22 protein-coding genes are annotated in these 23,290 nt (G+C 50.2%); 10 read left to right on the top strand and 12 right to left on the bottom strand.

Features of this window, described 5'->3' with window-relative positions; all coding sequences use genetic code 11:
- Positions 1-14 precede the first annotated feature (14 nt).
- Positions 15-440, top strand: a complete 426-nt coding sequence (locus ACH6EH_RS02555; protein WP_397331244.1) for an NUDIX hydrolase — start codon at positions 15-17, stop codon at positions 438-440.
- Between the two features lie 187 nt (positions 441-627).
- On the opposite strand, the gene ACH6EH_RS02550 is transcribed toward ACH6EH_RS02555, so the two are convergent.
- The 4 genes from ACH6EH_RS02550 to ACH6EH_RS02535 all read right to left on the bottom strand — a co-directional run bounded on the left by ACH6EH_RS02550 (position 628) and on the right by ACH6EH_RS02535 (position 2,999).
- Positions 628-1,053: a hypothetical protein gene (locus ACH6EH_RS02550; RefSeq protein WP_397330996.1), complete on the bottom strand. Its 426-nt coding sequence runs from the start codon at positions 1,051-1,053 to the stop codon at positions 628-630.
- Positions 1,054-1,437: 384 nt separating this feature from the next.
- A complete protein-coding gene (locus ACH6EH_RS02545; RefSeq protein ID WP_397331243.1) occupies positions 1,438-1,704 on the bottom strand; it encodes a S8 family serine peptidase in 267 nt (88 codons plus the stop codon).
- Between the two features lie 126 nt (positions 1,705-1,830).
- Positions 1,831-2,594, bottom strand: a protein-coding gene (locus tag ACH6EH_RS02540) for an IS5 family transposase (protein WP_397330995.1) whose coding sequence is annotated in 2 segments (ribosomal slippage) — positions 1,831-2,250 and positions 2,253-2,594 — 762 coding nt in all. Because the reading frame shifts where the segments join, the coding sequence is not laid out codon by codon here.
- Positions 2,595-2,603: 9 nt separating this feature from the next.
- Complete coding sequence (locus ACH6EH_RS02535) at positions 2,604-2,999, bottom strand: hypothetical protein (protein ID WP_397330994.1); 396 nt, start codon at positions 2,997-2,999, stop codon at positions 2,604-2,606.
- 403 nt (positions 3,000-3,402) lie between these two features.
- Between ACH6EH_RS02535 and ACH6EH_RS02530 the strand changes: the two genes are divergently transcribed.
- From ACH6EH_RS02530 to ACH6EH_RS02500, 7 genes are all read left to right on the top strand, one after another.
- On the top strand, positions 3,403-4,482 hold the full coding sequence (locus ACH6EH_RS02530) for a hypothetical protein (RefSeq protein ID WP_397330993.1): 1,080 nt from the start codon (positions 3,403-3,405) through the stop codon (positions 4,480-4,482).
- 18 nt (positions 4,483-4,500) lie between these two features.
- Positions 4,501-5,475 (top strand): ABC transporter permease, encoded by a 975-nt coding sequence (locus ACH6EH_RS02525; RefSeq protein ID WP_397330992.1) that lies wholly within the window; start codon positions 4,501-4,503, stop codon positions 5,473-5,475.
- A gap of 24 nt (positions 5,476-5,499) precedes the next feature.
- Entirely contained in the window at positions 5,500-6,180 is a 681-nt protein-coding gene (locus ACH6EH_RS02520; RefSeq protein WP_397330991.1) for an ABC transporter ATP-binding protein, read from the top strand.
- A 17-nt stretch (positions 6,181-6,197) separates the two neighbouring features.
- Entirely contained in the window at positions 6,198-7,775 is a 1,578-nt protein-coding gene (locus ACH6EH_RS02515) for a tetratricopeptide repeat protein (protein WP_397330990.1), read from the top strand.
- Positions 7,776-8,041: 266 nt separating this feature from the next.
- Positions 8,042-8,536, top strand: a complete 495-nt coding sequence (locus tag ACH6EH_RS02510; protein ID WP_138224360.1) for an RrF2 family transcriptional regulator — start codon at positions 8,042-8,044, stop codon at positions 8,534-8,536.
- Between the two features lie 58 nt (positions 8,537-8,594).
- Entirely contained in the window at positions 8,595-9,512 is a 918-nt protein-coding gene (locus ACH6EH_RS02505; protein ID WP_397330989.1) for an NAD(P)/FAD-dependent oxidoreductase, read from the top strand.
- 246 nt (positions 9,513-9,758) lie between these two features.
- On the top strand, positions 9,759-11,177 hold the full coding sequence (locus ACH6EH_RS02500; protein WP_397331242.1) for a hypothetical protein: 1,419 nt from the start codon (positions 9,759-9,761) through the stop codon (positions 11,175-11,177).
- 58 nt (positions 11,178-11,235) lie between these two features.
- On the opposite strand, the gene ACH6EH_RS02495 is transcribed toward ACH6EH_RS02500, so the two are convergent.
- Positions 11,236-12,063 carry a phytanoyl-CoA dioxygenase family protein gene (locus ACH6EH_RS02495; RefSeq protein ID WP_397330988.1) on the bottom strand — a complete coding sequence of 276 codons (828 nt, stop codon included), beginning with the start codon at positions 12,061-12,063 and terminating at the stop codon, positions 11,236-11,238.
- A 180-nt stretch (positions 12,064-12,243) separates the two neighbouring features.
- On the opposite strand from ACH6EH_RS02495, the gene ACH6EH_RS02490 reads away from it, so the two are divergent.
- On the top strand, positions 12,244-13,137 hold the full coding sequence (locus ACH6EH_RS02490) for an AraC family transcriptional regulator (RefSeq protein ID WP_397330987.1): 894 nt from the start codon (positions 12,244-12,246) through the stop codon (positions 13,135-13,137).
- Positions 13,138-13,158: 21 nt separating this feature from the next.
- On the opposite strand, the gene ACH6EH_RS02485 is transcribed toward ACH6EH_RS02490, so the two are convergent.
- The 5 genes from ACH6EH_RS02485 to ACH6EH_RS02465 form a co-directional block, all read right to left on the bottom strand.
- Positions 13,159-14,406 carry a sialidase family protein gene (locus ACH6EH_RS02485; RefSeq protein ID WP_397330986.1) on the bottom strand — a complete coding sequence of 416 codons (1,248 nt, stop codon included), beginning with the start codon at positions 14,404-14,406 and terminating at the stop codon, positions 13,159-13,161.
- Positions 14,403-15,470, bottom strand: a complete 1,068-nt coding sequence (locus ACH6EH_RS02480) for a glycosyltransferase family 4 protein (RefSeq protein WP_397330985.1) — start codon at positions 15,468-15,470, stop codon at positions 14,403-14,405. The genes ACH6EH_RS02485 and ACH6EH_RS02480 overlap by 4 nt, the downstream gene beginning before the upstream one ends.
- Positions 15,467-16,699 carry a glycosyltransferase family 2 protein gene (locus ACH6EH_RS02475; protein WP_397330984.1) on the bottom strand — a complete coding sequence of 411 codons (1,233 nt, stop codon included), beginning with the start codon at positions 16,697-16,699 and terminating at the stop codon, positions 15,467-15,469. The genes ACH6EH_RS02480 and ACH6EH_RS02475 overlap by 4 nt, the downstream gene beginning before the upstream one ends.
- A gap of 136 nt (positions 16,700-16,835) precedes the next feature.
- Positions 16,836-17,213, bottom strand: coding sequence for a hypothetical protein (locus tag ACH6EH_RS02470; RefSeq protein WP_138224377.1), 378 nt, complete (start codon positions 17,211-17,213; stop codon positions 16,836-16,838).
- A 23-nt stretch (positions 17,214-17,236) separates the two neighbouring features.
- Positions 17,237-17,671 (bottom strand): hypothetical protein, encoded by a 435-nt coding sequence (locus ACH6EH_RS02465; protein WP_397330983.1) that lies wholly within the window; start codon positions 17,669-17,671, stop codon positions 17,237-17,239.
- A 191-nt stretch (positions 17,672-17,862) separates the two neighbouring features.
- Here ACH6EH_RS02465 and ACH6EH_RS02460 point away from each other — a divergent pair, with 191 nt between their 5' ends.
- On the top strand, positions 17,863-19,086 hold the full coding sequence (locus ACH6EH_RS02460) for a TraB/GumN family protein (protein WP_397330982.1): 1,224 nt from the start codon (positions 17,863-17,865) through the stop codon (positions 19,084-19,086).
- Between the two features lie 139 nt (positions 19,087-19,225).
- On the opposite strand, the gene ACH6EH_RS02455 is transcribed toward ACH6EH_RS02460, so the two are convergent.
- Together ACH6EH_RS02455 and ACH6EH_RS02450 are read right to left on the bottom strand one after the other, a co-directional pair.
- Entirely contained in the window at positions 19,226-20,035 is an 810-nt protein-coding gene (locus ACH6EH_RS02455; protein ID WP_397330981.1) for an FkbM family methyltransferase, read from the bottom strand.
- Positions 20,022-23,279, bottom strand: coding sequence for a glycosyltransferase (locus tag ACH6EH_RS02450; RefSeq protein WP_397330980.1), 3,258 nt, complete (start codon positions 23,277-23,279; stop codon positions 20,022-20,024). Before ACH6EH_RS02450 ends, ACH6EH_RS02455 begins: the two co-directional genes overlap by 14 nt.
- Positions 23,280-23,290: the final 11 nt, after the last annotated feature.

Here is a 23,290-nt window from a genome sequence, read left to right as displayed (position 1 = left end):
AAGGCGTGGATGATTTGAAGAGAGTAGATGTTGTTTATGCGTTGATCTATGATGATAGGGTAGAAAAGGTTCTAATGGTACATAACAAAGGTAGCGGATGGTCTCTACCAGGTGGGGCCGTAGAAAAATGGGAAACGTTAGAGCAAGCAGTTATTCGAGAAACGAAAGAAGAAACTGGTTTAGCAATCGAAGTAGGGAATGTAATTGCGGTTAATGAAGCTTTTTTTTTAGAACACGGAAATCAAGGACATCATGCTCTAATCATTACCTTCCGTGCGAAAGTCATCGAAGGAGAAGTCACCGTCGAAGACGAGAATGAAATTGTAGAGATAAGATGGGTGGATATAAATACTGCTAACCACTTAATGCCTTACCATAAAAATGGAGTGGAAGGACTGCTGAAATCTTCATCTCCCTATACTTTTCAAGGTGAGTGTTAAGTGTTAACAATCTAGATCTATAATTTAGTACAGGAACCATCCAGAGTCTGATACTAAACATCAGGAAGAGCGAAGAAGCAGTTATCTTGTATGTGTCATATATTGTATAGAACCGCCGCCATGTTACAAGGAGGCGGTTTCATACTCAATCAGACTTCAGCCACTTAGTGTAGCGAGGAAGCAAGCTTTAATTACTCTGTAATTCAATTTCTTCAGAATTGATTTTTTTGATTGCAAGAAGTTTTGTTTTGTTGTCTGTAAGCAACTGTTCAAAATTAATAGCATAATTCTCAAAGGCAATCTTCCAGTCATTTTCATTTGTTACTTCGGCTGCTTTAAATAAGTATTCATCAAATATAGCTTTTAGTTGGTCAAGTGACGGGACTTTGCCATCTTTAAATGTTAACCCTAAATAAAATGTGTTCTCATCAGAATTGTATGCAAAATGTGTGGTTTCAATAGAAGGGTGATTTTTTTCAAGCTTCAAACTTGAATCATGCATAGCATCGATCAATAGGTCTAACTCCGTTTGGTCTTTATCTGGACTGCATGATACAAGCAATAAAAATATAAAAAGTGAATTGAACAATATAAATAAAAACTTAGTTTTCATCTTCGTTTCCCCCTTTAATGTATTGTCTTAGGTTATAAATGTTTATATTTTCCAAGAAAGTCTGGTCTTCGTCCGTACATGAAAGAACTGAGAAGTCGTTCACCCGAGGGGCTGGCGGGCATTGCAGAGAAGGCATTTTGCGTGCACTTTTGGCAGCTCTCTAGAAGTCATGCCGGCCCATGTCAATGACGGGGTTTTTAGAATCAAGCTACTGGATCCGCTTTGATCCGAATGAATCCTGCTGTCTTTACGTCAAAATTAGAATTATGCAAAATGCTCAATTATATTACTTTATTTTAGTTATTATTCATATATTCAAATATCCTTTTGACATTTATTATACCATAACCGTAATGTGGATATTTTCCTGCTTTTCCAATATCATCAGATGTCTTGCTGAAAATATCTAATAGGTCTTGATTTTTCAAAAGACAAAGTAACTTCATTCTTCTCTTTATCTACTAAAGAGGTTGAAATATCTACTCCTGGAGTACTAATTGTTAGATGATCATTGAAATTATTTGTATATAAATGGTTGTTTTCTTTATCTAAAGACGTCACAGTTATGACTCCTGGGTATACGGAAGGATATAGGTCTTGCTTAGTCATATCATTTCCTGCAGAAGTAATGATTATTATCCCACTATCTATAGCTTTTTTTAGAACACATATCAGAATATCTGTGGGTTAAGTGAATTCATGAAAGGCAGCTTCGGTTATCACTCCGAAGCTGCCTTTTTTTGAAATTTTTTTTTGACTTAGGGCGTGTCTTCAAACCTAGGCAAGCCAAACTAAGCTAGATGCCAAGGATAAAAAGGCCGCAAAGGTACAGGCCAGCTTCTCATAGCGAGTAGCCAAACGTCGATATTTCTTCAGTTTATTGAAAAAGCATTCGACTAAGTGGCGTTCTTTGTACAACCACCAGTCACATTTTCGTTGCTCTACACGGTTCTTCTTAGGTGGAATAACCGATGTAGCTTGCTGTTCCTTCAGTAGATCGAGAATTTGATTAGTGTCATAACCTCGATCTGCGATGACTTGCTTATTGGTTAAATCCAGATTCTGAAGCATCTCATATCCAATCACACAATCATGTGTGTTGCCAGGAGAAAGAACGATGCTCAGCGGGCATCCTAACGCATCAACGACCGCATGAATTTTCGTAGTTATGCCTCCTCGGGATCTCCCGATTGCTTGCTTGTCTGGCCCCCTTTTGCGCCAGCACCATGCTGATGTACACGGACGATCGAGGCATCAATCATTAAGCTTTCCAAATCGGGTTCCGATGCGAGGCACTCTAAAACTTGATGGAATACACCTGCTTTCTCCCAGCGTCGAAATCGAGTGTAGACCGATTTCCATGGTCCGTAATATTTCGGTAAATCGCGCCATGGCGCTCCGCTTCGAGCAATCCACAGCATTGCATTGATCATAGTTCGGTTGTCTTTGGCAGGCCGGCCGCCCTGAGCTTTCCGCTCCGCAGGCAGCAAGTCTTTCATCTTGTCCCACTGGTCGTCACGTAACTCGTATCGTTGTCTCATACCTTTATTTTACCAGATTAAGTCAACCCGAGTGGTTTGAAGACACGCCCTAGTAAAATACACCGTGATAAAAGAAAACAACACGAATGTTGAATATGCTGCTAAAAAGATGGGATCATCAAGGATATATCTGATTCCTAAAATAATAATTATCCCAAATGCATTAAAGATCAGGAGGCGTACTGGTAAGCTATAAATTATCCGACCTAGCACATAATTAATAATACTAACAACTAAATTGAAGACGTACAAAAGCAGGAATAAACTTATAAACGGAATAAACCGATCATCAGGATTTAGCCCCTGACTACTAGCACTGACGGAGGCCATAAACCATCCTACAATTACAGCTAGTATTGCAGAAAAAATAGTAGCATTGAAGACAATTTCTTTATTCTTTTCCATAGGGCAGTTACTCCTAATCTTACTTCTTAGGAAGTATTTAATTATATTACTTATATTGGTATTTTAAACTATTAATCACCTGTAATAATCCGTACCACCAATTACCGCTCTTGCTGTCGGTTAGTTGGCAAACGCTGCGTTCAAATTACCTGCATAAATATGCGTACTTCTTACACGGTTAGTAGAATCAACATATGATACCTGTAATTTTCAACAACGGATTTGCTACACTATGGCATGATTGTGTAGATAACAAAAATACACTCACAGCCTGGCTGTTTTTATGAGCTGATGAGCTCTATTCAATAAGGAGTTATCGTTGATCATACCTGTAATCATTGCTATAATATGGAAGATGAAAAACCTATTATATTATGAATTTAGGAGTGCAATGCAGAGCATAGTGAGAAACAAAGTGTTCAGCATTGTGATCGTTGTCGTTTTAGTCGCTGCGATGCTGTTTCCTTCAGCTACTTTGATGAATGTGTATAGTAACTATCAGGATCAGCAAAGCTCTTTTTATCAAGGGGAGAACTATTATCTGCTCAATGAAGATGGTATATCGACTTTGAGCTGGGCTAATGCCCGGGGTCTCCATCAGAAGCTCCTGGAGATCGAAGGCGTGCTCGGATTCGGGTATGGAGGTAATACAGCAGTACAAGTGTTTTCAAAATATACGGTGGAGGAGCTGCCTGTTCGCTGGGCTAATGAAGATCTGCTCTTATTCGAAGGCGTAGACAAGGAGAAACTCCGCGTACTCCAGACTCATAGTGATCGAATACATATTACTCCGAAAACTGCGGAGAAGTTATTGCCCGCAATACATCCCCAAGGAGAAGCTCTGGAGCTTCTTGGGGAGTCACTTTTGGTCGAAGAAGTCTACCATGAAAAGGCTGTTCGCTTTGACACACTTCTAGAATCCAATATGCTGGTAAGCCCGGACAACGTATCACCAACAATGACTACGGCGGTCATTCAGTTCAGTTCTTTTTCCCAATCGGTGTATGATGAAGTGCTAGACGTGCTGAAGTCCTATAATCCGGATGCCTCGCTGTCGAGCTATGAGGCGTTTAAGGCTGAAGAGATGGCACAAGCCAACAAATCCCATGCTATTGCTATCATTCTGTGCATCTTGTTATGGCTGTTCACTCTGGTCAATATTATCTCCCTGCTAGTGTATAAGTTTGAGCGGGATCATTTGAAGTGGTCGTTGATGTTTGTGTTTGGAGGCGGTAAGAGAAGTGTGTACAGGCAGATATATGTGGAGTTGTTTGTGTATACGTTTTGTGCGTATATCCTTATGCTGCCGCTTCTGTATGTGCTCAAGCTTGTCATGGAACAAGTGAACATTCCGTTGGACATGAGTCTGTCTGTAGTTAGCGGTATCATTGCTATTGCTATGGGGATTACCATTATTTTCGGCTATATCTGGATTCGGAGCATTGACTTAAGAAACCTGCACAAGGAATTACATTTTCATTAAGGAAAAGGAGCATCGAAGTTGCTGTATACCTTCCAACTGGCTTGGCGGAGAATTATGCGCTCCAAGGCCAAAACGCTGCTATCGGCTTTTCAATTGGGCATGGCTTTGACGCTTTTCGTTACCGTGCTCACCATATACCTTGGTGTGGAACATAGTATCCGGATGTATAAGCATGCATTTGGTTCGGATTTATACAATATTAACGTCCATGGTAGAGCGACCTCAGAAAGCGGCAGGCAGCCGTTTCAGTTCAGCAGTGAGCTGATGACACAGCTGCAGAGCGTAGATAAGATCAAGGTTTACATAGGCAGCTTTGAAGCAGGGCAAGACGGCAAGACAATACTATTATTAAGCGAAGAGCTTTACAAAACAGTAGTATCAGACAAAGGGATCCAATGGGATCTATTATCGAGGCTGGGCTATCGTTATTTATCGGAGAGCACTGAAGTGACTTCACTTCCGCCGAATCATTCCTCAAGTGTCACTTATGCCTGGATCCAAGGGGAGGTAAACCCTGAAACCAAGCGTACATTACTGCAAATTCTGGGACAGCATGGGGGAGACTTGTACTTCCATTTGGAAAATGTCCTGGGTGCAAGCCAGGAAAGTCTCAATACCGCGAAAGGACTTTCGTTAGTGTTCCTGATCTTTACGATATCGATTATGGTATGCTTCGCCATCGGTCATCTGGGAGCCGTGTTATTAGACTACTTGCGAAACAAAAGTAATTGGGCGATTCATCTGCTGTTGGGAGCCTCCAGAACACATATTATACTGAGCTACAATCTGCAGTTTATGATGATGTCTCTGCCTATACTACTATGTTCAACCATATTGTCATCCTTCGTTGTCTATTACTATGAGCCTGATTATGTACAGCAGCTGCCCTGGACCGTTCTAGCTGCTCTGCTGGTATTGACATGCATGACGTTGTTATCTGTCCTGCCATTCTTCAAATTTAAAAATACTCCCCTGATCAGCCATCTATCGTGAAGCCGAGAATAAGGAGGCCTGCTTATGTTAACCCTCTCTCATATATGCAAGTCCTATATTCATACCAGCAATCCAAAGAGCTCCTTGAAGGTACTGGAGGACATTACACTAGAAATTCAGTCAGGCGATTATATTGCGATTCTAGGTACTTCTGGAGTGGGAAAATCTACACTGCTTCATATTATCGGCTTGCTGGACAAGCCGGATCGCGGGAGCATTTGGCTTCATGATCAGGCTGTTGACACTTTATCTAATAAAGAGTATACCAAGGTAAGGAATGAAATGATCGGCTTCGTGTTCCAGGATTTCAAGCTTATTACGGATATGACCGTTTTTGAAAATGTAGAGATCCCGTTGATTTATGCCAACAAGCTGAATAAGCACCAGCGGAGGCAGCGGATTATGGAGGTATTGGAGCAGTTACAAATATCGGGTAAAGAGCGGGTGTTCCCGAGTGAGCTTTCCGGAGGACAAAAGCAGCGGGTGGCCATTGCAAGAGCACTGGTCAATAAGCCGAAGCTGCTCATTGCGGATGAGCCTACAGGAAATTTAGATTCTGACATAACCCATGAAATTCTGGATCTTCTCCAAAGACTGCATCAGGAGGAGAAGCTGACCCTTGTAATCGTTACCCACGACATAGAGGTGGCTGAGCGGGCCAATAAAGTGTATCGTTTAAGTGAAACAGGATTAAACCTATTGTAGAAAGCAGGATTGTGTACATGTCAGATTTAAGCAAGCAGCGTTACCGGTTTAGTGAGGCACCTATATGGAATGTGCAGCGACAGTATTATGAAGAGAAAGGCACAGAGGCCTGGAGAAATGACCAGGTTCCTCAATATGTAACGAGCAATCCGATGATTGCCGGAGCCTATGCAGAGATGATTCTGGGATTTCTTCAGGATCGGATGAATCAGGAAGACGGTGCGGACTCCGTAGTGTACATTGTGGAGCTTGGCGCCGGCGCCGGACGCCTGGCTTATCATGTGCTGCAGGAATTATGTGAGCTCCGGGATTATGCGGGAATGGAGCTGCCTCCCTTCCAGTATATTATGACAGATCTGCCCATGAGTAATGTGGTGGCTTGGAGGGAGCATCCCGCCTTGCAGTCTTTTATTACTGAGGGAATTCTGGATTTTGCGCGCTTTGATGCTGTCCGGGATACCGAGCTGAACCTGATTGTATCGGGAGCTACCCTGCATCCGGGGGATGTGAAGCAGCCGTTAATTATTATCGGAAACTACTTCTTTGACAGCATCCCGCAAGAGCTGATTTATGTTGGCGATGGGAGCATCTATGAAGCGGATGTGTATATTGAAGCACCTGTACAGTCAGCGAATTCCTTGCGTCCTTCCGAGTGGCTGGATCAAATCACGCTGAGCTATGAGCACCGGCGGGAACCGAAGTATGAACATCTTTCTTACCCGTACCGCAGTACGATTGCGTTGTATCAGGAGGAGCTGGAGGACTCGCATATTTTATTTCCTGCTGCCGGACTGGATTGTTTAGAGCGTTTATCCCGGTTATCGGAGCAAGGCTTTTTGCTCATAACGGCTGACAAGGGAGATCATCTCCTTGATAGCTGGAAATTTGCAGAGCCGCCCATTTTGACATTGCATGGCAGCTTTTCTTTGACGGCGAACTACCACGCGTTTCAGCATGTGTTTGAGGAGAGAGGAGGAGAAGCGTTATTTCCCTCTCAGCACTACAAGAATTTAAATGTAGGCTGTATTCTCAGCCTGAACAATCCCAAGCAGTACGCACATACGCGTTTAGCATACCGTCGAAGCATTGAACGCTTTGGTCCGGATGAGTTTTTCAGTCTGAAGGAATGGGTGGATGTCCGTCTGGATCATATGGGCTTACAGCAGATCTTCAGCTTCTGGCGTCTAGGAGGCTATGACACAGAGTTTTTCGTGCAGAGCACCAAACGGCTCTCCGAGCTGTTGCCGGACGCGAACGATGAGGAGAAGCAGGATTTGCTGAGCGGCATTGAACGTATGTGGTCCTCCTACTACGTTCTGGCACAGCGCTACGATGTAGCACTGGATGCGGGATTGATCCTGTTTGAGATGGAACTGTATGAGCACTCCAAGCGCTATCTGGAGATATCCGTCCAGCAGCGCTATGATGAGGTTCCATCCACCGTCTATTATTGCCTGGCGATCTGCTGCTTTGAGCTGGATCTGATGGAGGAGGCAGTGCAGTATTTGCGGGAATTGTTAGAGCTGGAGCCGGATCACGAGGAGGCTATGGCCTTGCTTGACCATTTCGAGCCATCGACCGATCTGAGTATGTAACAAGTATAGATTCATCCTTACATGGCCGTTTGGAGCTTCGAGGCCGAAGCTCCAAACGGCTATGTGTTTACCCTGACCTTCACCTGGAAAAGAATGACCTCCCCCCTTACTCACCGGTACAGCCATATCCCGCGGTTGTGCTATCCCCCGCGGTCCCGCCACATCAACCAGCCGGGCAATCCTGTTGACGCGATCCCCGCTAACATATATTATGGATACTAGCTATCTATAATAGTCATCGACGTAACACGGAAAGGAGAAGACCCTTGCAGTTTTCCAAAAGCACAGACTATGCCTTGCATGCCTTAATCCACCTGGGACTTTCCGGGAAAAGTCAGAATGTAGGGATCAAGGCCCTGTCCAGCACGCTGGGCGTCTCCGAAAGCTATCTGTCCAAGATTATGTCCAAGCTGAGGCAGGATGGCATCATTCGTGCGGTCCCCGGAGTGAATGGCGGATATGAGCTGGCGAGGCCGGCAGAACAGATTTCCTTTCTGGATGTCATTCTGGTGATCGAAGGACGGCAGCAGCTGTTTGAATGCTCGAACTCCAGATCCCAGCAGCACCAATTACTAGTGGGGCAGGAGCCGGGTGCAGCCACGGAGGATGTCCAGTGTCGCCACAAACCGAAGGTATGCCTGGTTGAGAAAGTCATGCTCGGCGCCGAACAGCAGCTGTACCAGTATTTGCAGGAGCATACCATCCAGTCGGTTCTGGATGAGGCACTGACTTCCTGCAGCCCGCAAGAAGACAAGAAGTAATGAGCTTCTTGCGCTTTAATTATGGATATTATAGATCTATATTGGAGGTTAGGGAAAAATGAAGAATATTCACGTGGATGTTGTTGTGATTGGCGGGGGTCCGGCCGGAATGAACGCGGCTCTCGTGCTGGGTAGGGCAAGGAAAGAGGTTGCACTTATCGATGCAGAACGCCCTCGGAATGCGGTAACTTCCCGGATGCATGGCTTTCTGACCCGTGACGGCGTGGCGCCGAGCGAATTTCGCAGAATGGCCAGAGAAGAGCTGGGCGCCTATCCTTCGGTATCCATTTACGGGGAAAGCGTAACGTCAATCTCCGGAGCAGACGGCGCGTTCCAGCTTCAATCATCGGAAGGCACAGTATTCAATGGCAAGAAAATACTGTTCGCTGTAGGAATGAAGGACTCTCCGCTGCACATTCCAGGACTTGCGGAGGTGTACGGAAAAAGCGCCTTTGTCTGCCCCTACTGTGATGGATGGGAATTGAGAGACCAGCCGCTCGTTATTATTCAGAAAGGGAAGGAGCTGCTGCATTTTGCTCCTGTGATCGCAGGATGGACAGATGTTTTCTCGGTCTGCACGAACGGACCGGATGAGCTGACAGATGCCGAGCGAGAGGAGCTGAAGAGAAAAGGGGTGCCGCTGTTTGATTCGCCAATCCGGAGGATTGAATCCCGTGACGGCCTTGTGCAGGAGGTGGTGCTGGAAGACGGAACGGCGGTGGCATGCCGGGGGATCTTTTTCAAGCCTCAGCTGACGACAGGCTCGGATTTACCGCAAAGCATCGGGTGCGAGATGACGGAGGCCGGAGCGGTCGTAGTTAATGAGCTCGGCAAAACGAGCCTTCCCGGGGTGTTTAGTGCCGGCGATGCCGCATCCCCGTTCCATCAGACTATTGCTGCCGCATCGTCAGGATCTCTGGCCGCGGTGATCCTCAATAATGAACTGAATATGGAGGCTTGGAGGAGAGAGGCATGAACCATTTTTACGATGATGCTATATGGAAAAGGCCTGGAAAGATGAGAGTGGCGTCAAGCTGGAGAGCATGCGCGTAAAGGGGATGAATCCGGCACGGTTACGGTTCAGGAGGGGGGACGCTACGGCAAGGTGCTGATTTCTCTTCAGGATCAGCGAATGCCCATGCTCCCGTAAATGAAGAACCATTGCCTATGCCCAAGCATACGGTATAGCACCACTTTTGAATGATGAGAGGGTGTGATCGGGGTGGTAGGTATTTCATTAACGGGCATTCATTATGTATATCTGGCGTTTATCGTGTTCATTCTGACGCTAATGATCCGGCGACGGGATACAACAATGATTTGTGTGGCGGGGTTATTTGCTCTGGGATTCTTGGCAGCCGAGACGCTGGTTGGATCGGTGTCCGGGGTATTTCATTCGTTCATCTATGCTACTAAGGAGCTAATGGGCACCATTATGATCATTTCCATCATTGTGGCCATGAGCCGGGTGCTGATCCGCACGGGCATCCATGAGACGATGGTGGCTCCGCTGACGAGCTTCATCAAGACCCCGGCGATGGCTTTCTGGGGGATTGGTCTGATTATGATGCTGACCTCCTTTTTCTTCTGGCCGTCTCCGGCAGTCGCCCTGATTGGAGCGGTGGTGCTCCCGGTAGCAGCCCGTGTTGGCCTGCCTGCGCTAGGAGCGGCCGTAGCGATGAATTTGTTCGGCCACGGGATTGCATTGTCCGGTGACTACATCATCCAGGGCGCTCCGAAGCTGACGGCAGATGCTGCGGGACTCCCGGTGTCCAGTGTCATTCAGGCAAGCGTACCGCTGGTCATCATTATGGGGCTGGTGACTACGAGCGCAGCCTTCTGGATGATGCGGCGGGATCTGAAGAACGGCACCTGGCGGGATGGGCTGGTAGCAGAGCCGTCAGCAGCCGGGGCGCTTCGCGGCAGTGATCAGGATGAGGGAGCCCCGCCCGTGCTCACGCGAAATCTCCGGCGCGCTCTGGCTGTGATCATTCCGCTGCTGTTTGTGGCCGATGTCGCCGCAATGTTCATGCTTCAGCTCCAGGGCGGGGATGCGACTGCGCTGGTGGGCGGGACGGCCGTCTTCATTCTGGTCGGGGTCACGCTGCTGGCACATCGGAACCAGGGTCTGGAAAAGGTAACGTCTTATATGATTGACGGGCTGGTATTCGGCTTCAAGGTGTTCGGCCCTGTTATCCCGATCGCGGCGTTCTTCTATCTTGGCGATGCGGCCCTGACGGAGCTGTATGGCGCCGTCCTGCCGGAAGGCTCGCAGGGCATTGTCAACGATCTGGGCATGGCCTTGGCCGGCGTTGTACCGCTGAACGGTGCCGTCGGTGCAGTGACGCTGACGATCACCGGAGTCATCACCGGGCTGGACGGCTCCGGCTTCTCCGGCATTTCCCTCGCGGGATCTATTGCCCAGCTCTTTGCTGCAGCTACAGGATCAGATGCAGCAACCTTAACGGCACTGGGCCAGGTGGCCGCGATCTGGGTGGGCGGCGGTACGCTCGTGCCGTGGGCATTGATCCCTGCGGCCGCCATTTGCGGAGTCAGTCCGTTTGAGCTGGCGCGCCGGAATCTCAAGCCGGTGCTGATCGGGCTGCTGGTGACAACAGCCGCCGCGATTTTTCTCATCTGAGCAGGTTCTGAACAGGAAGAGCCGGAGCAGGCCTGCTCCGGCTCTTGGTTGATCCAGCTTATTTACTGCCCGCTTGATAGACGAGAGGATTAAGGGGGCTGGCAGCGAGGTCGCCAGGAGCCAGTCCGGGCAGCCATTTGTTCAAATCGCTCTCCTGCGCCTTACTCTCCGGGTTGGCGATCACCGTACCGTCAGCTACATAAATGATCGTCATCACTTTACGCATCTGGTCTGTCGGGTTACCGGGAGCGCTATGGATCGTCCACCCCGCGTGGAAGGTCGCATCTCCGGCAGCCATCGCCCCGTAGTTGACCTGCGGAATGTGCTTGGCCTCAATGAACTGACCCAGTGTAGTGTGGGACTCATCGGAAATTTCCTTGCGGCTCACATAGCCCAGCTTGTGGCTTCCTGAAGCAAATGTCATCGTGCCGACCTCTTGCGGAACCGGAACGAGAGGCATCCACATGGTAATGGTATTTGCCGTATCCAAAGGCCAGTAGATCTGGTCCTGGTGCCACGGCGTATGACCGCCTCCCGGCTCCTTGAACAAAGCTTGGTCGTGGTAGATCCGCACCCCGTCTACCCCCATCAGCTCGGCTGCAATTTTGGCAAAGCGGACTGCGGTGACGAAGCGTTGAATTTGCTCATCCAGCGTCCACAGATTTCCTACTTGGATGAAAGCTTTGCCGTAGGTATCCCGCTCTTGGACCGGCTTGTTATGGTAATTGTGCTTCATCACGAGCTTCGTGATGTGTTCCTCGTAGGCAGCGGCAAGCTCCGGGCTTGCCACATTTGGCAAAAAAACGTGTCCTTGCTGCCGATATTCTTCGATCTGCTCCGCGGACAGCGAGTAGTCTGCCTGCAGCTCCTGATTCAATAGCTCCATGGATTGAGCCTCCTGTTTTTTTCAATTCCCTGCCTCTTTACTATATCTGCCTGTCTGGCTGCTGGCTTTATCCAGAAGGCCTGCATTTTGATCAAAAACTACTGCCATAGGCGCAAAGATCAAGGTACAATAAGGGAACCAGTATGAAGGAATATCCGAAACCCGGACAGGAGGCTCAGCATGAATACCTTATCACATGTATTATCCAAGCAGCCGCTGCTGCCCTATATCAGGGAATGCGATTACGCAGTGCGAAAGCCATGGTCGATGCCGGTTCGGCGTCTGCTGGATTATCTCCTGATCTATATCCAGGAAGGCACCTGCTGTTTCTGGATCGAGGGGGAGAAGGTAAGCTTTCATGCCGGGGAGTTCTGTCTGCTGCAGCCCCATACGCTGCATTCGCTTGAAGGCGTTACGAACACCATTACGCCCTACGCTCATCTGGATGTCTTCTATAACGAGAAAAGAGAGGACGGATTTCCGACCCGTGCCGGGCAGGTCGATCTTCAGGCCTATTCTTCTTTACTGCAGCCAAGGCTGGATGAGGTGCTGGGGACTGCGATCCCGGTCAAGCTGCCAGCTGCGCTGACAAGCCGGATCCGGAACGCCTTCCTGATTGCCGTGGAGCATTGGCGTAAGCACACCCCCATGTCGCAGCTTCGGGCTCAAGCGGCCATGACGGAGGTCTTTCTCCGAATTCTGGAGTACTATGAGCCGGAGTCCAGGCTGTCGCAGGCTCCGGCGCCTCAGGCCTTGAGCTGGATCACCTCTTACTTCTCTCTGCACCTCAGTGAGCCTTTGACATTAGCGGATATGGCCCGCCGGGCTAACCTGTCCGTCTCACGATTTCATGACGTATTCAAGCTGCAGTACGGCATGTCGCCGCATCAGTATTTACTCCATATGCGCATCCAGCACGCTTGCGAGCTGCTGCGGCAGTCTGATTGGACCCAGGAGGAAATCGCGGCATATTGCGGATTCTCCAGCGTCCATCATTTTTCCAAAATGTTCAAATCCCGCATGGGCTTCTCGCCCGGAAAGTATCGCAGGCAAGGCTCATCTCCGCACCTGTAATACACTCATTAACCGCTCGCTTCAAGCTACCGGATCTGTGTTAAATCCGGCAAAAATCGTCTGCGTTCCCGTTACAGTGTCGGTCCAGGTGCCGATATAGCCGTAGGGAGGGACGCTTTTGATGTCGATATAATCTCCAATGAGCGGAACCGGGGTAGGGCTGCCTTCGTTGGGGTTAAAGGATTGGGCGGTGACCCGCTGATTGGTAAACGTATTGCCGCCGTCAATGGAACGCGCAGTAAATACATCCAGGTCAAAGCCATCGATCCGGTTTGAGTAATAAATGACATTCACGACACCGACTAACGGATCCACATCCAATGCCGGAAAAAAGCTCTGGGAATTGGCAGGTGCACCGGTGATCGGAACCGGTGGAGACCAGCTCTGCCCCTGATCGGTAGATTTCGAGAAGAAAATATCCGAATAGCCCAAGCGGAAATCCTGCCAGACGGCATACAGGTTGCCGGAGGTCGAAAGCGTTGTAATATCTGCTGCAATATTAGGAAAGGTCAGTACGCGGAATCCGTATCCGGGGACCGGCAGCACGATCGGCACCAGATCCACGGGGGAGATCACGACGGACGGCTCAAAGGTCTGCCCCCCATCCAGAGATCTCCTTAGAAAAAAGGTAGGCGAGGGAGGATTCGTCGTAATCCATGTTGCAAACACACTGCCGGTCTGGCTTACGGTAATATCAGGACGTTCTACGACATCGCTGGGGCTGGACAGCAGCACTGGCTGCTCCCAGGTTACCCCCTGATCGAGAGAACGCTGAAAGAAAGCGACCGATCGGGCATTGGCCTCAATGTTGAACTGGCGGTTATAAGCAGCATAGAAATTGCCGATAAAAGGGCTGGCCGTCGCATTGTCCACCTCAATCGCCGGCTCATCATTATTGATGTACAGCCCATAGCCCGGAGCTACGGTGACCGGAGGAGAAAAGGTGACTCCGTTATCTGTAGAACGGTAGACCACCGTCGTGCCGCTGAAAGCGCCGGGAAACGCATGCACCGCGATGACGAAGGTAGAAGGGAACGCATAGGCGACAAATGGCGCCTCGGAACCGGTGAAGCCATCTGGTAAAGGCAGAACCTGCACATTCCAGGTGCCGCCGCCGTCAAACGAGGTATACGCCCCGACCAAGGGGATATTGCCTTCAAAATAAACGGAGGTCGCCACCATATTGTTAACACTGAGCAAATTGACAGCAATCGTAGGCTCGAAGCGGGGCGGGCCGCCCGGAGTCACTTGAAAATTAAATATGGTCATGGATCCAGCACCTTATGCATGGAATTAAAATGACGGACATAATGCGCAGCCGAGAATCGCTGGTGCATCAATGCCTCGGCGCTATCTACAATGAGGCTTCGAAGAACAGCATTCTCCATCATCAACAGAGCAGAACGTAGCGCCTGCTCGATATTCCCCATCTCGTAGAACAGTCCGGTTTTGCCGGGATAGAGAAAGGCTCTGATGCCATCGGAATCTGTAGCCAGCACAGGGCATCGGCAGAGCATCGCTTCAGCTACTGCATATCCGAACCCTTCCGTGATGGATGTCGAGCACAGCAAACCGCCGGAGTCGCCAATGATGGATAAATAGTCGGCCATAATCTCATGCGGGACGTTGGAGTACTGAATTAATGCTTCGGACAGCTGCAGTTCCGCCACCATCTGCTGAAACGCCGCCTGCTCTTGGGGATGAAACAGGGTATCATCGCCGAACATCCATAGATACATATCCGGATACCGCTGCTTCAAGGCCGCGCCGAGCTTCAGAAAATCTCTCCAGTTCTTGTTCTTCTCAATTCGCCCGATCCATCCCAGAATAGGAAAGGGCTTAGGCGGATAAGGAATGTAATGAAAGCGCTCGGTATCGAGCGGGTTGTCAAAGCAGAAGTGCAGCTTGCCGGGAAAGAGCTCCTTCATCATATTTTGAATATGAGAGGTTCGGGGATAGAGCAGCGCCGTTGCATAAGCTTCAATGCGGGCTTGGTAATCCACCAGAATTTCCCGGGCCGTTTCCACGGTGCCGAGTCCCTGGATTTCATAAATGAGATGGCCAGTATAGCCCCATTGATGCATCCATTCCATTAATTGAATATCGGAACAGATGACAATGGTATCGTAATGCTCCCGGCGGATTAGAGCTTGAATCTGCTCCGGATTAGATAGAATGAAGGTCTTAATGCCCTTGATGTTCTTTCGTCCCTCTCCATCATAGGTGTACAACAAATGGCATTCGATGCCGTGCTGCATTAAGGCTTTGCAACGCACCCGATTCAAGGTTTCCATGCCGCCGCTGGGATTGAAAAAGGTAAAGAGCACCTTCATAGCAAGCCCTCCTGTCTTTGTGACATCATGTACGTCTTCAGCCGGGCCCGAAGCGAGTCGGTCCTAAACAGCTCGTGCTGAATCGCACGAAACTGAAACGGCACACCCGGATAGCGGTAATCGACATCGGAATGAGTGCTGTTGTAGTAATTAGATTCCACCTCGGCCGGAGCTTTGAGCAGCTGCTTCGTGAGCACCTCCAGATCAGTGACTGCAGCAAAAGGCTCAGTGCCGATCATCATGGCGAAGGGAGTCTCGATCATCTGTGCTGCATAATAGACTACCTGCTCTTCTCGTTCCCCCGGCAGCCACATGAATTTGGTCAGTGGATGCGGAATATTGGATAGAGCGGCGGATACACTTTCATCTGGACTTAAATCCAGAATGGCCGTGACGTAATTGCTGAAGCTTTGATCATACAAATTCTCGATTCTTGCCACGTCCACAGGACTGACGGTGGACAGGGGGTAGATAACCGTGAGGGCATGCGGAATGCCTTGGCGCACTCGTGCCTGATGGCGTGCCAGATGGTACGTATATCTCCACTGGCGATGCCGGGCTTCGTCCTTCAGGGAGGCGGATACACTGAAGGTGGAGTCAACGCGGTAGTCCATCAGCTCTACAGGCAAATAGCGGATATCACAATGCTCGGTCAGACGCAGCCAATATTCATAATCCTCTACAGGTACCATATGATATCCGTCAATAAGCTTCGCATATTGAGCCTTGTACATGAAGGACACGCCGATGATACAGGCATCCAGCAGCTTGTCTTTAGCGCTGGATTGATACTTGCGCTGGGCAGCCAGCTGATATTCACTGTGCAAGGGCGTCCCCTCATTCGATATGGACTGAAAGGAGGAGTATACCAGGCCCAGCTCCTCCGGTCCCTCTGACAGCCGCTGACGAAGCCGCTGCAGGAAATCGGGATAATAAATATTGTCGCTGGAGACCCAGGTTACATATCGAATGTCCGGAAAGGTGAACAGCTCCTCGAAGCCCTTGTTCAGGGCTGCAGCAACTCCTCGGTTCTCCGGCTGCGGCAGAAGAACGAAACGGTCGTCTTCACCGATATATTCCCGAACAAGCGGCTCCATCTCCGGAGCCCCGTCTATGACTACGATCACGATAAAATGCTCGTAGCGCTGGCTGCGAAGGGAGTCTATAGCCGCTCGTAGAAATTCGGGCTCTTGCTTGTATAATGGCATCACAACACCTACGTCGATCATGCAAGCCACCTCTTTTTTTATACATTCAGTTACAGCACAGTATACGGCAGCCACAGGAAGATGCCTGTGCGAATCGTCTCTTCATGAGAAAGAGAGCAGGATGCTCTGCAGCCGCCTGCTCTCTTTGAGGTGAATCCTAGACCGGGATCGACAAGCTGTTCGTTGGAGTCAGCTCGGACTGCAGCACCCGCTGGTCTGTAACGAGATTTCCGAACTCATCGATGCCATAGCTGGACATCACGACTTGGCTGAACGGTGAAGTGATACTGTATTGAACCTCATAAGAGACATTGCCGGCTATGAAGAACTGGCGGATGTTTGCTGAATTGGCGGGCAGTGTAAAGCCGGTGACGTACAGGGGAGTCAGAATCAGCGTGGACTCCGGAACGCCAAACACGACAACTACAATGGAGGCACTGGAAGAGCCGAGGTTTCTGGAGTTAACGATCAGGTTCGTAGCCGCAGTTCCGGTTGCCCGGGTATTGGTAATTAAGCTGGTTGTAAAGGTCGCCATGGTACAGACCTCCTCTTTTCACTTTAATCCGAGGTGCCGGTGAAATTGAAGCTTTCCGGTCCGACACGCGTAACGCCAAGGGCGGTGGTGCTTACAAATACAGAATAAGCAGCAGCTGTCGTATTCGGCGCATTGAAGTCCGAACCGGAGAAGGCAATTAATTGCGGACCCAGGATTGAGAGATCCAGGCTTCGGGCAGCCGAGAATACGATGGTGTCGGATGGTGTCAATCCCCGGGTTACAAACACGGTTACGGTAGTGGCTACCGGTAGCAGTGGAAGCTGAACAGCAAGTACACCGGAAAATTCAACCCGGGTCAGACCAGCTCCTCCGGCTGAAAGATCGAGCGTCTGCTGGGCAATGAGCTGAGGGACGCCTATGATGGACAGCGGAATAGCAATGGAATTGGCGTAGCTGGCATTCTGGGATGTCTTTGAATCCAGAAACTGTGCAGGCATAAGTGATCATCTCCTTTCTCGGTATCGTATGCTTCTGGTCAAGACAAAGCGTGGATGATCACCGCGGGCAATGCGTACAATTTGATAGACTTCGATAGCTCGCAAGGCAGTGCATCCAAATGAAAGACGATGAAGGATATGGTAAAATAGCAGGGTCTAATAGAAGATACATAGGAAAAGGAGCGTACCCGATGAAAAAGAATTGGAATCAGGCGCTGCTATCGCTGATGATCTCAGCCGGATTGCTGGCAACGGCCGCAGCCCCGGCTTACGCCGCGCCTGTATCACCGGCAGTAAGCATGGAAGGACAGGTGCTGGAGTACAGCACAAGCAAGCCGATGGTGGAGAAGGGTACAACGTATGTACCGCTGAGATGGACACTGCAGGAGCTGGGCGCGAAGCTGGCTCAGGCTTCGGAGGATACGATCTACGTTATTACGGACGGAGATTCTAAGATTCTGAAAGCCAAGCTTCTGAAGATGAACGGTGTCACCTACGCTCCGATCCGGGTGGTCGGAGAGGCTGCCGGCTATACGGTAGCCTGGGATGCCAAGACCCGTACGGTCATTCTTACGGCTTCTGTCAAGGAGGCGGTACAGGCTGCTGCGGGCCGCGGGTTTATGTGGGAGGTAGAGAGCGGTGGCAATACCGTATATTTGGTCGGCTCCATGCATATTGCGGACGAGAGCTTCTATCCGCTGCGCCCGGAGTTTGATGAAGCTTTTGCCGAGGCGGACTATCTGGGCGTCGAGATTGATGTAAGCAAAGCGGCGGATGAGGCTCAGCAGCAGCTTATCATGAAGCTCGGTATGTACCAGGATGGCACCACCCTGAAGGATCATATCTCCGCAGATACGTATGCCAAGCTGGGAGAAGTGCTCCGTCAGAGCGGTATTGCGCCGGATGCACTGGATGTCTTCAAGCCGTGGGTGGTAGAGAGCACGCTGGGCAGCCTGCAGGCGTCGGCGGCGGGCTATGAGGCTGCAGCGGGGATTGATCTGTATTTTGTTCAGAAGGCCATGGAGAAGAGCATTCCTGTGCTGGAGCTTGAATCCTACGAATCCCAGCTGAGCATGTTTAACGGCTTCTCTCAGGAGCTGCAGGAGCGCAACCTGAACACTGCGCTGGAGCAGTTCAACCAACTGGACCAGAGTGTGAATCAGATGGCCCAAATGTGGAAAACGGGCAACGAAGAGCAGCTGCTGGAGCTGACAAACAGCGTCTCGGAGGATGCAGAGTATGTTCAGGCGATGCTGATTGACCGTAACATTGGAATGGCCGACAAGATTGATGGCTATCTCCGGAACGGCAAGAATGAGGAGTATTTCATTGTCGTCGGGGCAGCGCATTATCTGGGTGAGCATGGTATCATCAAGCTGCTGGAGGACAAGGGCTATACGGTGAAGCGGAAGTAGTCGGCAAGACGGGCATCATATTCTAATGTAGACGATCGATATACGCATAGCGGATCAAGATGTAAAAGGAGTCGCATGGCAAGATATTCTTGCCATGGCGACTCCTTTTTTAAACGATATAAATCCCTTCGCAACTGCCTTAGCCAGCCGCGCTGGCCGGCTTGGTAATGAACAAGTCGAAATGAGTCGCATTTGCGGTCAATTGAATCAGCTCCTCCGGCGATACCAGCGTCAGCAACTGATCGTGGCCGATGATATAAATGCTGTATTGCCTGCTTCGAAATTTATCCAGCAGTGCGAGACAGTCATAGCCCTGCATCTCCCACGCCTTCTGGTTGTATTCCATAAACAGCTTGGAGCCCTGCTTACGTTCCAGAATTTCTACAAGATCATCGAGGATGAGCGGCTCCGCGCCTTCGATGTCAACCTTGATGACATCGGCAACAACGTCAGGCAGGTAATCCCGCAGCCGGACCGTGCGTACTTCAATGGCCTGGAGGGGATCTGTATCCTTAATGGCCGAAACCAGGCTTTCAATAATGCTGGCTGAAGCCGTAAGCATGGTTGGAGAATACAGAGACAGCGTGCCTTCCTGATCACTCAGCGCAGCTTTATGAATTTCCATATGATAGAACCCGTTAATAAGCTTGCTCTTTAATAAATTCTGGTGGTGAAAAGGGTTAGGCTCAAAGGTATGGACCTTGCCGCCAGCTCCTGTATGCATGGCAGCAATCAGCGAATAGTAGCCGCAGTTGGCTCCAATGTCCAGAACCGTTGCTCCTGGAGAGAGGGAGGCGGTGAACAGCTTGGAAATCCAGGACTCCCAGAAGCCGTCAGCAATCAGATGGGCACTCATGGACAGCTCGCGGGTATCGACATAGATTTTAGGGCCGGCCTCCAGTTGGGTTAAATACGTGTAATCTCCAAGATAGGCGCTAACTCTGCTCATGATACACCTCGGTTTCGTAATATTGGGTGATGACCCGCTCTAGATTCCGGTTGATGATCCTGCCAATGCTCTGTGTTGAATATTTAGGAAAAATGCTTTGTCTTCCAATTTGCGCCCGCTGCTTGGCTTGATCATAGCGGCGATATACATCGCGCAGAAGCTGGATCAGATGCTCGATGCTGGGCTCTGCCCACATATGACCCTTGAAGTGAGCAGGCATGGAAGGGGGGACTTCAACTAACCGCTCGACATCAATTAAATAGCTGTTCTGCTCATTCATAAATTCCAGCTGAGCACTCCAATTCGTCCCGATGACCGGTACCTCCAAGGCCATAGCCTCCATGTAGGGCCGCCCCCAGCCCTCACCTCGTGTAGGCAGGACAAAAGCATGACAGGAAGCGTACAGCTCCAGCATTTCCTGCTCCGTCAGGCGAGCATCGAGGACTAGCACATGCGGAGGAGAATGAAGCTGTAGCTCCCTTGTAAACTGTTCAATGAGCTGGGATATTCGAGCATTGGGCTCATTAATCTGGCTCACCTTCAGCACCAAAGTGACATCGTCTTCCTCTGTGAAGCTGGATAAATAAGCTCGAAGCAGTAAGTCCCAGCCCTTACGGATGCTCCAGTCAAATACGGAAAGAAAAGCAAAGCTGCGGGCTCCTGGAATGGCTGAGCGTTGTAGTGAAGTAAGAGAATATTTTCGTTCATCCAGCACACCGGGTACCACCTGAAGCTTCAAAGGATCCACACCGGAAGCTACAAAGGTGTCAAAGTTAAACTGCGAAGGCACCCACACCTCTGTCAATGTATTGAGCACCTGAACCCAATCTGCCGGGATCCGGTCCGTCTCGAACATGGTCCGGCCAATGCTGATCGGGGCGCGGGGCATGCTGAATAAGTGGGCAGGAGCGGCTTGCATGTGAACCAGCGGAGGCTGCTTGAATACGGCGTATGCATTCCCGATCTGCTCTTCCGGCGGTTCAGGTACAGATCTTGCCGCATCCATAGCCCGGACCTTGATCAGGTAGGGGTGCGGTTTCAGGCTCTCGATAAAATGCCGCTGCTCCGAAGCATATCCAGTCGCATTATAGAACGGGCAGTCCCAGTGAATACCAATCTCTTCACGCTGAAATGCTTTGTAGGCATTCAGCCGGCCATCCTCAGGGTCATGAAGGGTGCCTTGGCCTTTCAGGCTCCAGATGCCATATTCCAGCAGCGAGCATACCGCGCTAAATGACTCGGTAGCGGCTTGACCCTGGTATACGATGAGCGTACTGCCAGCGGCAGCGCGGCTGGAGCACCAAGTGGTCCAGTCAATAAGCTCCTGGGTGTCTATGCCCTCACTCAGCAGCAGGACAACAGAAGCATATACGCTTGCGGCGTCATATTCCGCGAGCGACTCTCCGGCCTCCACCCAGAGGACCTGTTGACCGGGATGAAACCACGACATGGCGGCCTTCTCCCATAAAGGCTGAATGTCTGAAGAAACCTCCGAATGCGAAGACCAGACCCATTGAACCTTACCGCAGTCCCCTTTTGCCGCCGAGAGGAGCCGACCATTATTGGTAAATAACGATGAGACCTTCTTGGCTCCGGCTTCTCTGAGCTCCTTCACTTCTTCTAGACGCTGCACGGCCTTCTCCATCCCGGGAGTGCAGTCCAGGGCTTTCTGAAACTCCTCTACCGCGTTCACATCGGCATTGAGATCAAGATACGTTTCCCCCATCTCCTTATGCAACTCCCCGAGTAGAAGCCGGAGCGCTCTTACAGCCACCTGAAAATAAGGGATTTGTAACGAATGCACCGGAATATGAAGCTTCTTGGCCTCATTGAAGGCGTGAATAGCGAGGGACCAGGACTGCATTTCACTATAGCAGACAGCCAGCAGCATCCAGGCGGTCCCGATGCTTTCATCCGTCAAGTCGGAATAACGGGACTGTCCTTCCTCTGAAGCTTGTTCTGTAATGGGTACGAGCAGGGATATCGCCTGCAGAAACCGGCGTGCTGCAATATATTTTGAGGCTAGCTGCATATGAAGAGAGGCATAGTGAGGAAACCGCTGGACGAGGGCGGCCAGCAGGCCCTCAGCCTTGACCTCCTGTTCCCGTTGGCTGCAGGCGGATACAGCTGCCAGCTCCCGCCGAAGCTGCTGTTCTGCAGATGGACCGCACCAGGCAAACTGCCGGGACCAGAGATCCAGGATATAGCGGCCTGCCAGGGAAGCAGTCTGCTGCCAGGTGTAGCTGGAGCGTATGTTGCTGCTGGCCAGCCTGCCCTTCAAATGGATGGCATCACGATGCTGAAAGGCATATCTCATGGCAGCTTGCAGCGCTTTTTTGTCAATATCAATCCAGGTGGGTTCATCCAGTGTCGCCAAATCCCCAATCTTCGCTTCCGGATGTCTAAACAGCCTGGAGGGAACGAATATAGCCTCATCATGGTTCAGCCATTCAGAGGCAGGCCCCTGGTCCGGCACGATGACTGCAGTGCCGCAGGCAGCAGCCTCCGCAATAGGAAGGCCGAACCCTTCTCCCCGAAACGGAAACACCGCACAGTCACAGCTTCGGTACAGGTCTGCTAATTGCTGGCTGCTTAAGTGGAGATCGGTATAAAGAATCTGCGGAGACTGCGGGTTGTCTTTGGTATCCAGCACGCGCTGCTGCATGGAAATTCCATGATAATGCGTGGTGTTTCCATGATCCTTCACAATCAGGCTGACGGGCTCTTCCGGGCTGAATTCCTCCAGGTACGCATCCAGCAGAATATCAAAGCCTTTCCGGGCAATGCTGCCGCCAACATACAGAAAGCGAAAGGAAGTGTCTATAGAGGCAGAGGACTCTTCTTTCTCTTCCGGCTTGAAGATGTCCGGGTCCACTGCCAAGGGCAGCACACGAATCTTGTTTCCCGGAATGCCGGATGCTATGTAGCTGTTCTTGTTGTGCTGGCTGTACACCCAGATCTCATCCATATCATATTTCATGGACATATACCAGGTGACCGGGACGGCCCCGAATTCCCAGGGCAAGATACTGATCCAATACTCTGCACCCGACGGCCTGGTCAGTCTGGGCGGCCATAAGTGGGAGATATGGATTTCCGCCGGATCAGGCCGATCCTCCGGAAATCGATGCAGCTGAAAGCGGGAATCCTCCACCAGCTGCTCATAGATATGGGCATTCACTAGAGCCAGGCTGTTGGTTTTGGAGAAGTCACCTTCCCAAGTTATGCTCAGGGTTCTACTCACAGGTTTTTCAC

It is taken from the genome of Paenibacillus sp. JSM ZJ436, assembly GCF_044383795.1.
GTDB lineage: Bacteria > Bacillota > Bacilli > Paenibacillales > Paenibacillaceae > Paenibacillus_AQ > Paenibacillus_AQ algicola.
This window is presented reverse-complemented; position numbering and strand designations above follow the sequence as displayed.

Excerpts from the sequence above, each read along its gene's own strand:
- ACH6EH_RS02455 (WP_397330981.1), bottom strand. The coding sequence starts at position 20,035 with ATGAGCAGAGTTAGCGCCTATCTTGGAGATTACACGTATTTAACCCAA.
- ACH6EH_RS02460 (WP_397330982.1), top strand. The coding sequence starts at position 17,863 with ATGAAAAAGAATTGGAATCAGGCGCTGCTATCGCTGATGATCTCAGCC.
- ACH6EH_RS02485 (WP_397330986.1), bottom strand. The coding sequence starts at position 14,406 with ATGACCATATTTAATTTTCAAGTGACTCCGGGCGGCCCGCCCCGCTTC.
- ACH6EH_RS02470 (WP_138224377.1), bottom strand. The coding sequence starts at position 17,213 with ATGGCGACCTTTACAACCAGCTTAATTACCAATACCCGGGCAACCGGA.
- ACH6EH_RS02490 (WP_397330987.1), top strand. The coding sequence starts at position 12,244 with ATGAATACCTTATCACATGTATTATCCAAGCAGCCGCTGCTGCCCTAT.
- ACH6EH_RS02550 (WP_397330996.1), bottom strand. The coding sequence starts at position 1,053 with ATGAAAACTAAGTTTTTATTTATATTGTTCAATTCACTTTTTATATTT.
- ACH6EH_RS02520 (WP_397330991.1), top strand. The coding sequence starts at position 5,500 with ATGTTAACCCTCTCTCATATATGCAAGTCCTATATTCATACCAGCAAT.
- ACH6EH_RS02465 (WP_397330983.1), bottom strand. The coding sequence starts at position 17,671 with ATGCCTGCACAGTTTCTGGATTCAAAGACATCCCAGAATGCCAGCTAC.
- ACH6EH_RS02535 (WP_397330994.1), bottom strand. The coding sequence starts at position 2,999 with ATGGAAAAGAATAAAGAAATTGTCTTCAATGCTACTATTTTTTCTGCA.
- ACH6EH_RS02505 (WP_397330989.1), top strand. The coding sequence starts at position 8,595 with ATGAAGAATATTCACGTGGATGTTGTTGTGATTGGCGGGGGTCCGGCC.
- ACH6EH_RS02475 (WP_397330984.1), bottom strand. The coding sequence starts at position 16,699 with ATGATCGACGTAGGTGTTGTGATGCCATTATACAAGCAAGAGCCCGAA.
- ACH6EH_RS02495 (WP_397330988.1), bottom strand. The coding sequence starts at position 12,063 with ATGGAGCTATTGAATCAGGAGCTGCAGGCAGACTACTCGCTGTCCGCG.
- ACH6EH_RS02515 (WP_397330990.1), top strand. The coding sequence starts at position 6,198 with ATGTCAGATTTAAGCAAGCAGCGTTACCGGTTTAGTGAGGCACCTATA.
- ACH6EH_RS02480 (WP_397330985.1), bottom strand. The coding sequence starts at position 15,470 with ATGAAGGTGCTCTTTACCTTTTTCAATCCCAGCGGCGGCATGGAAACC.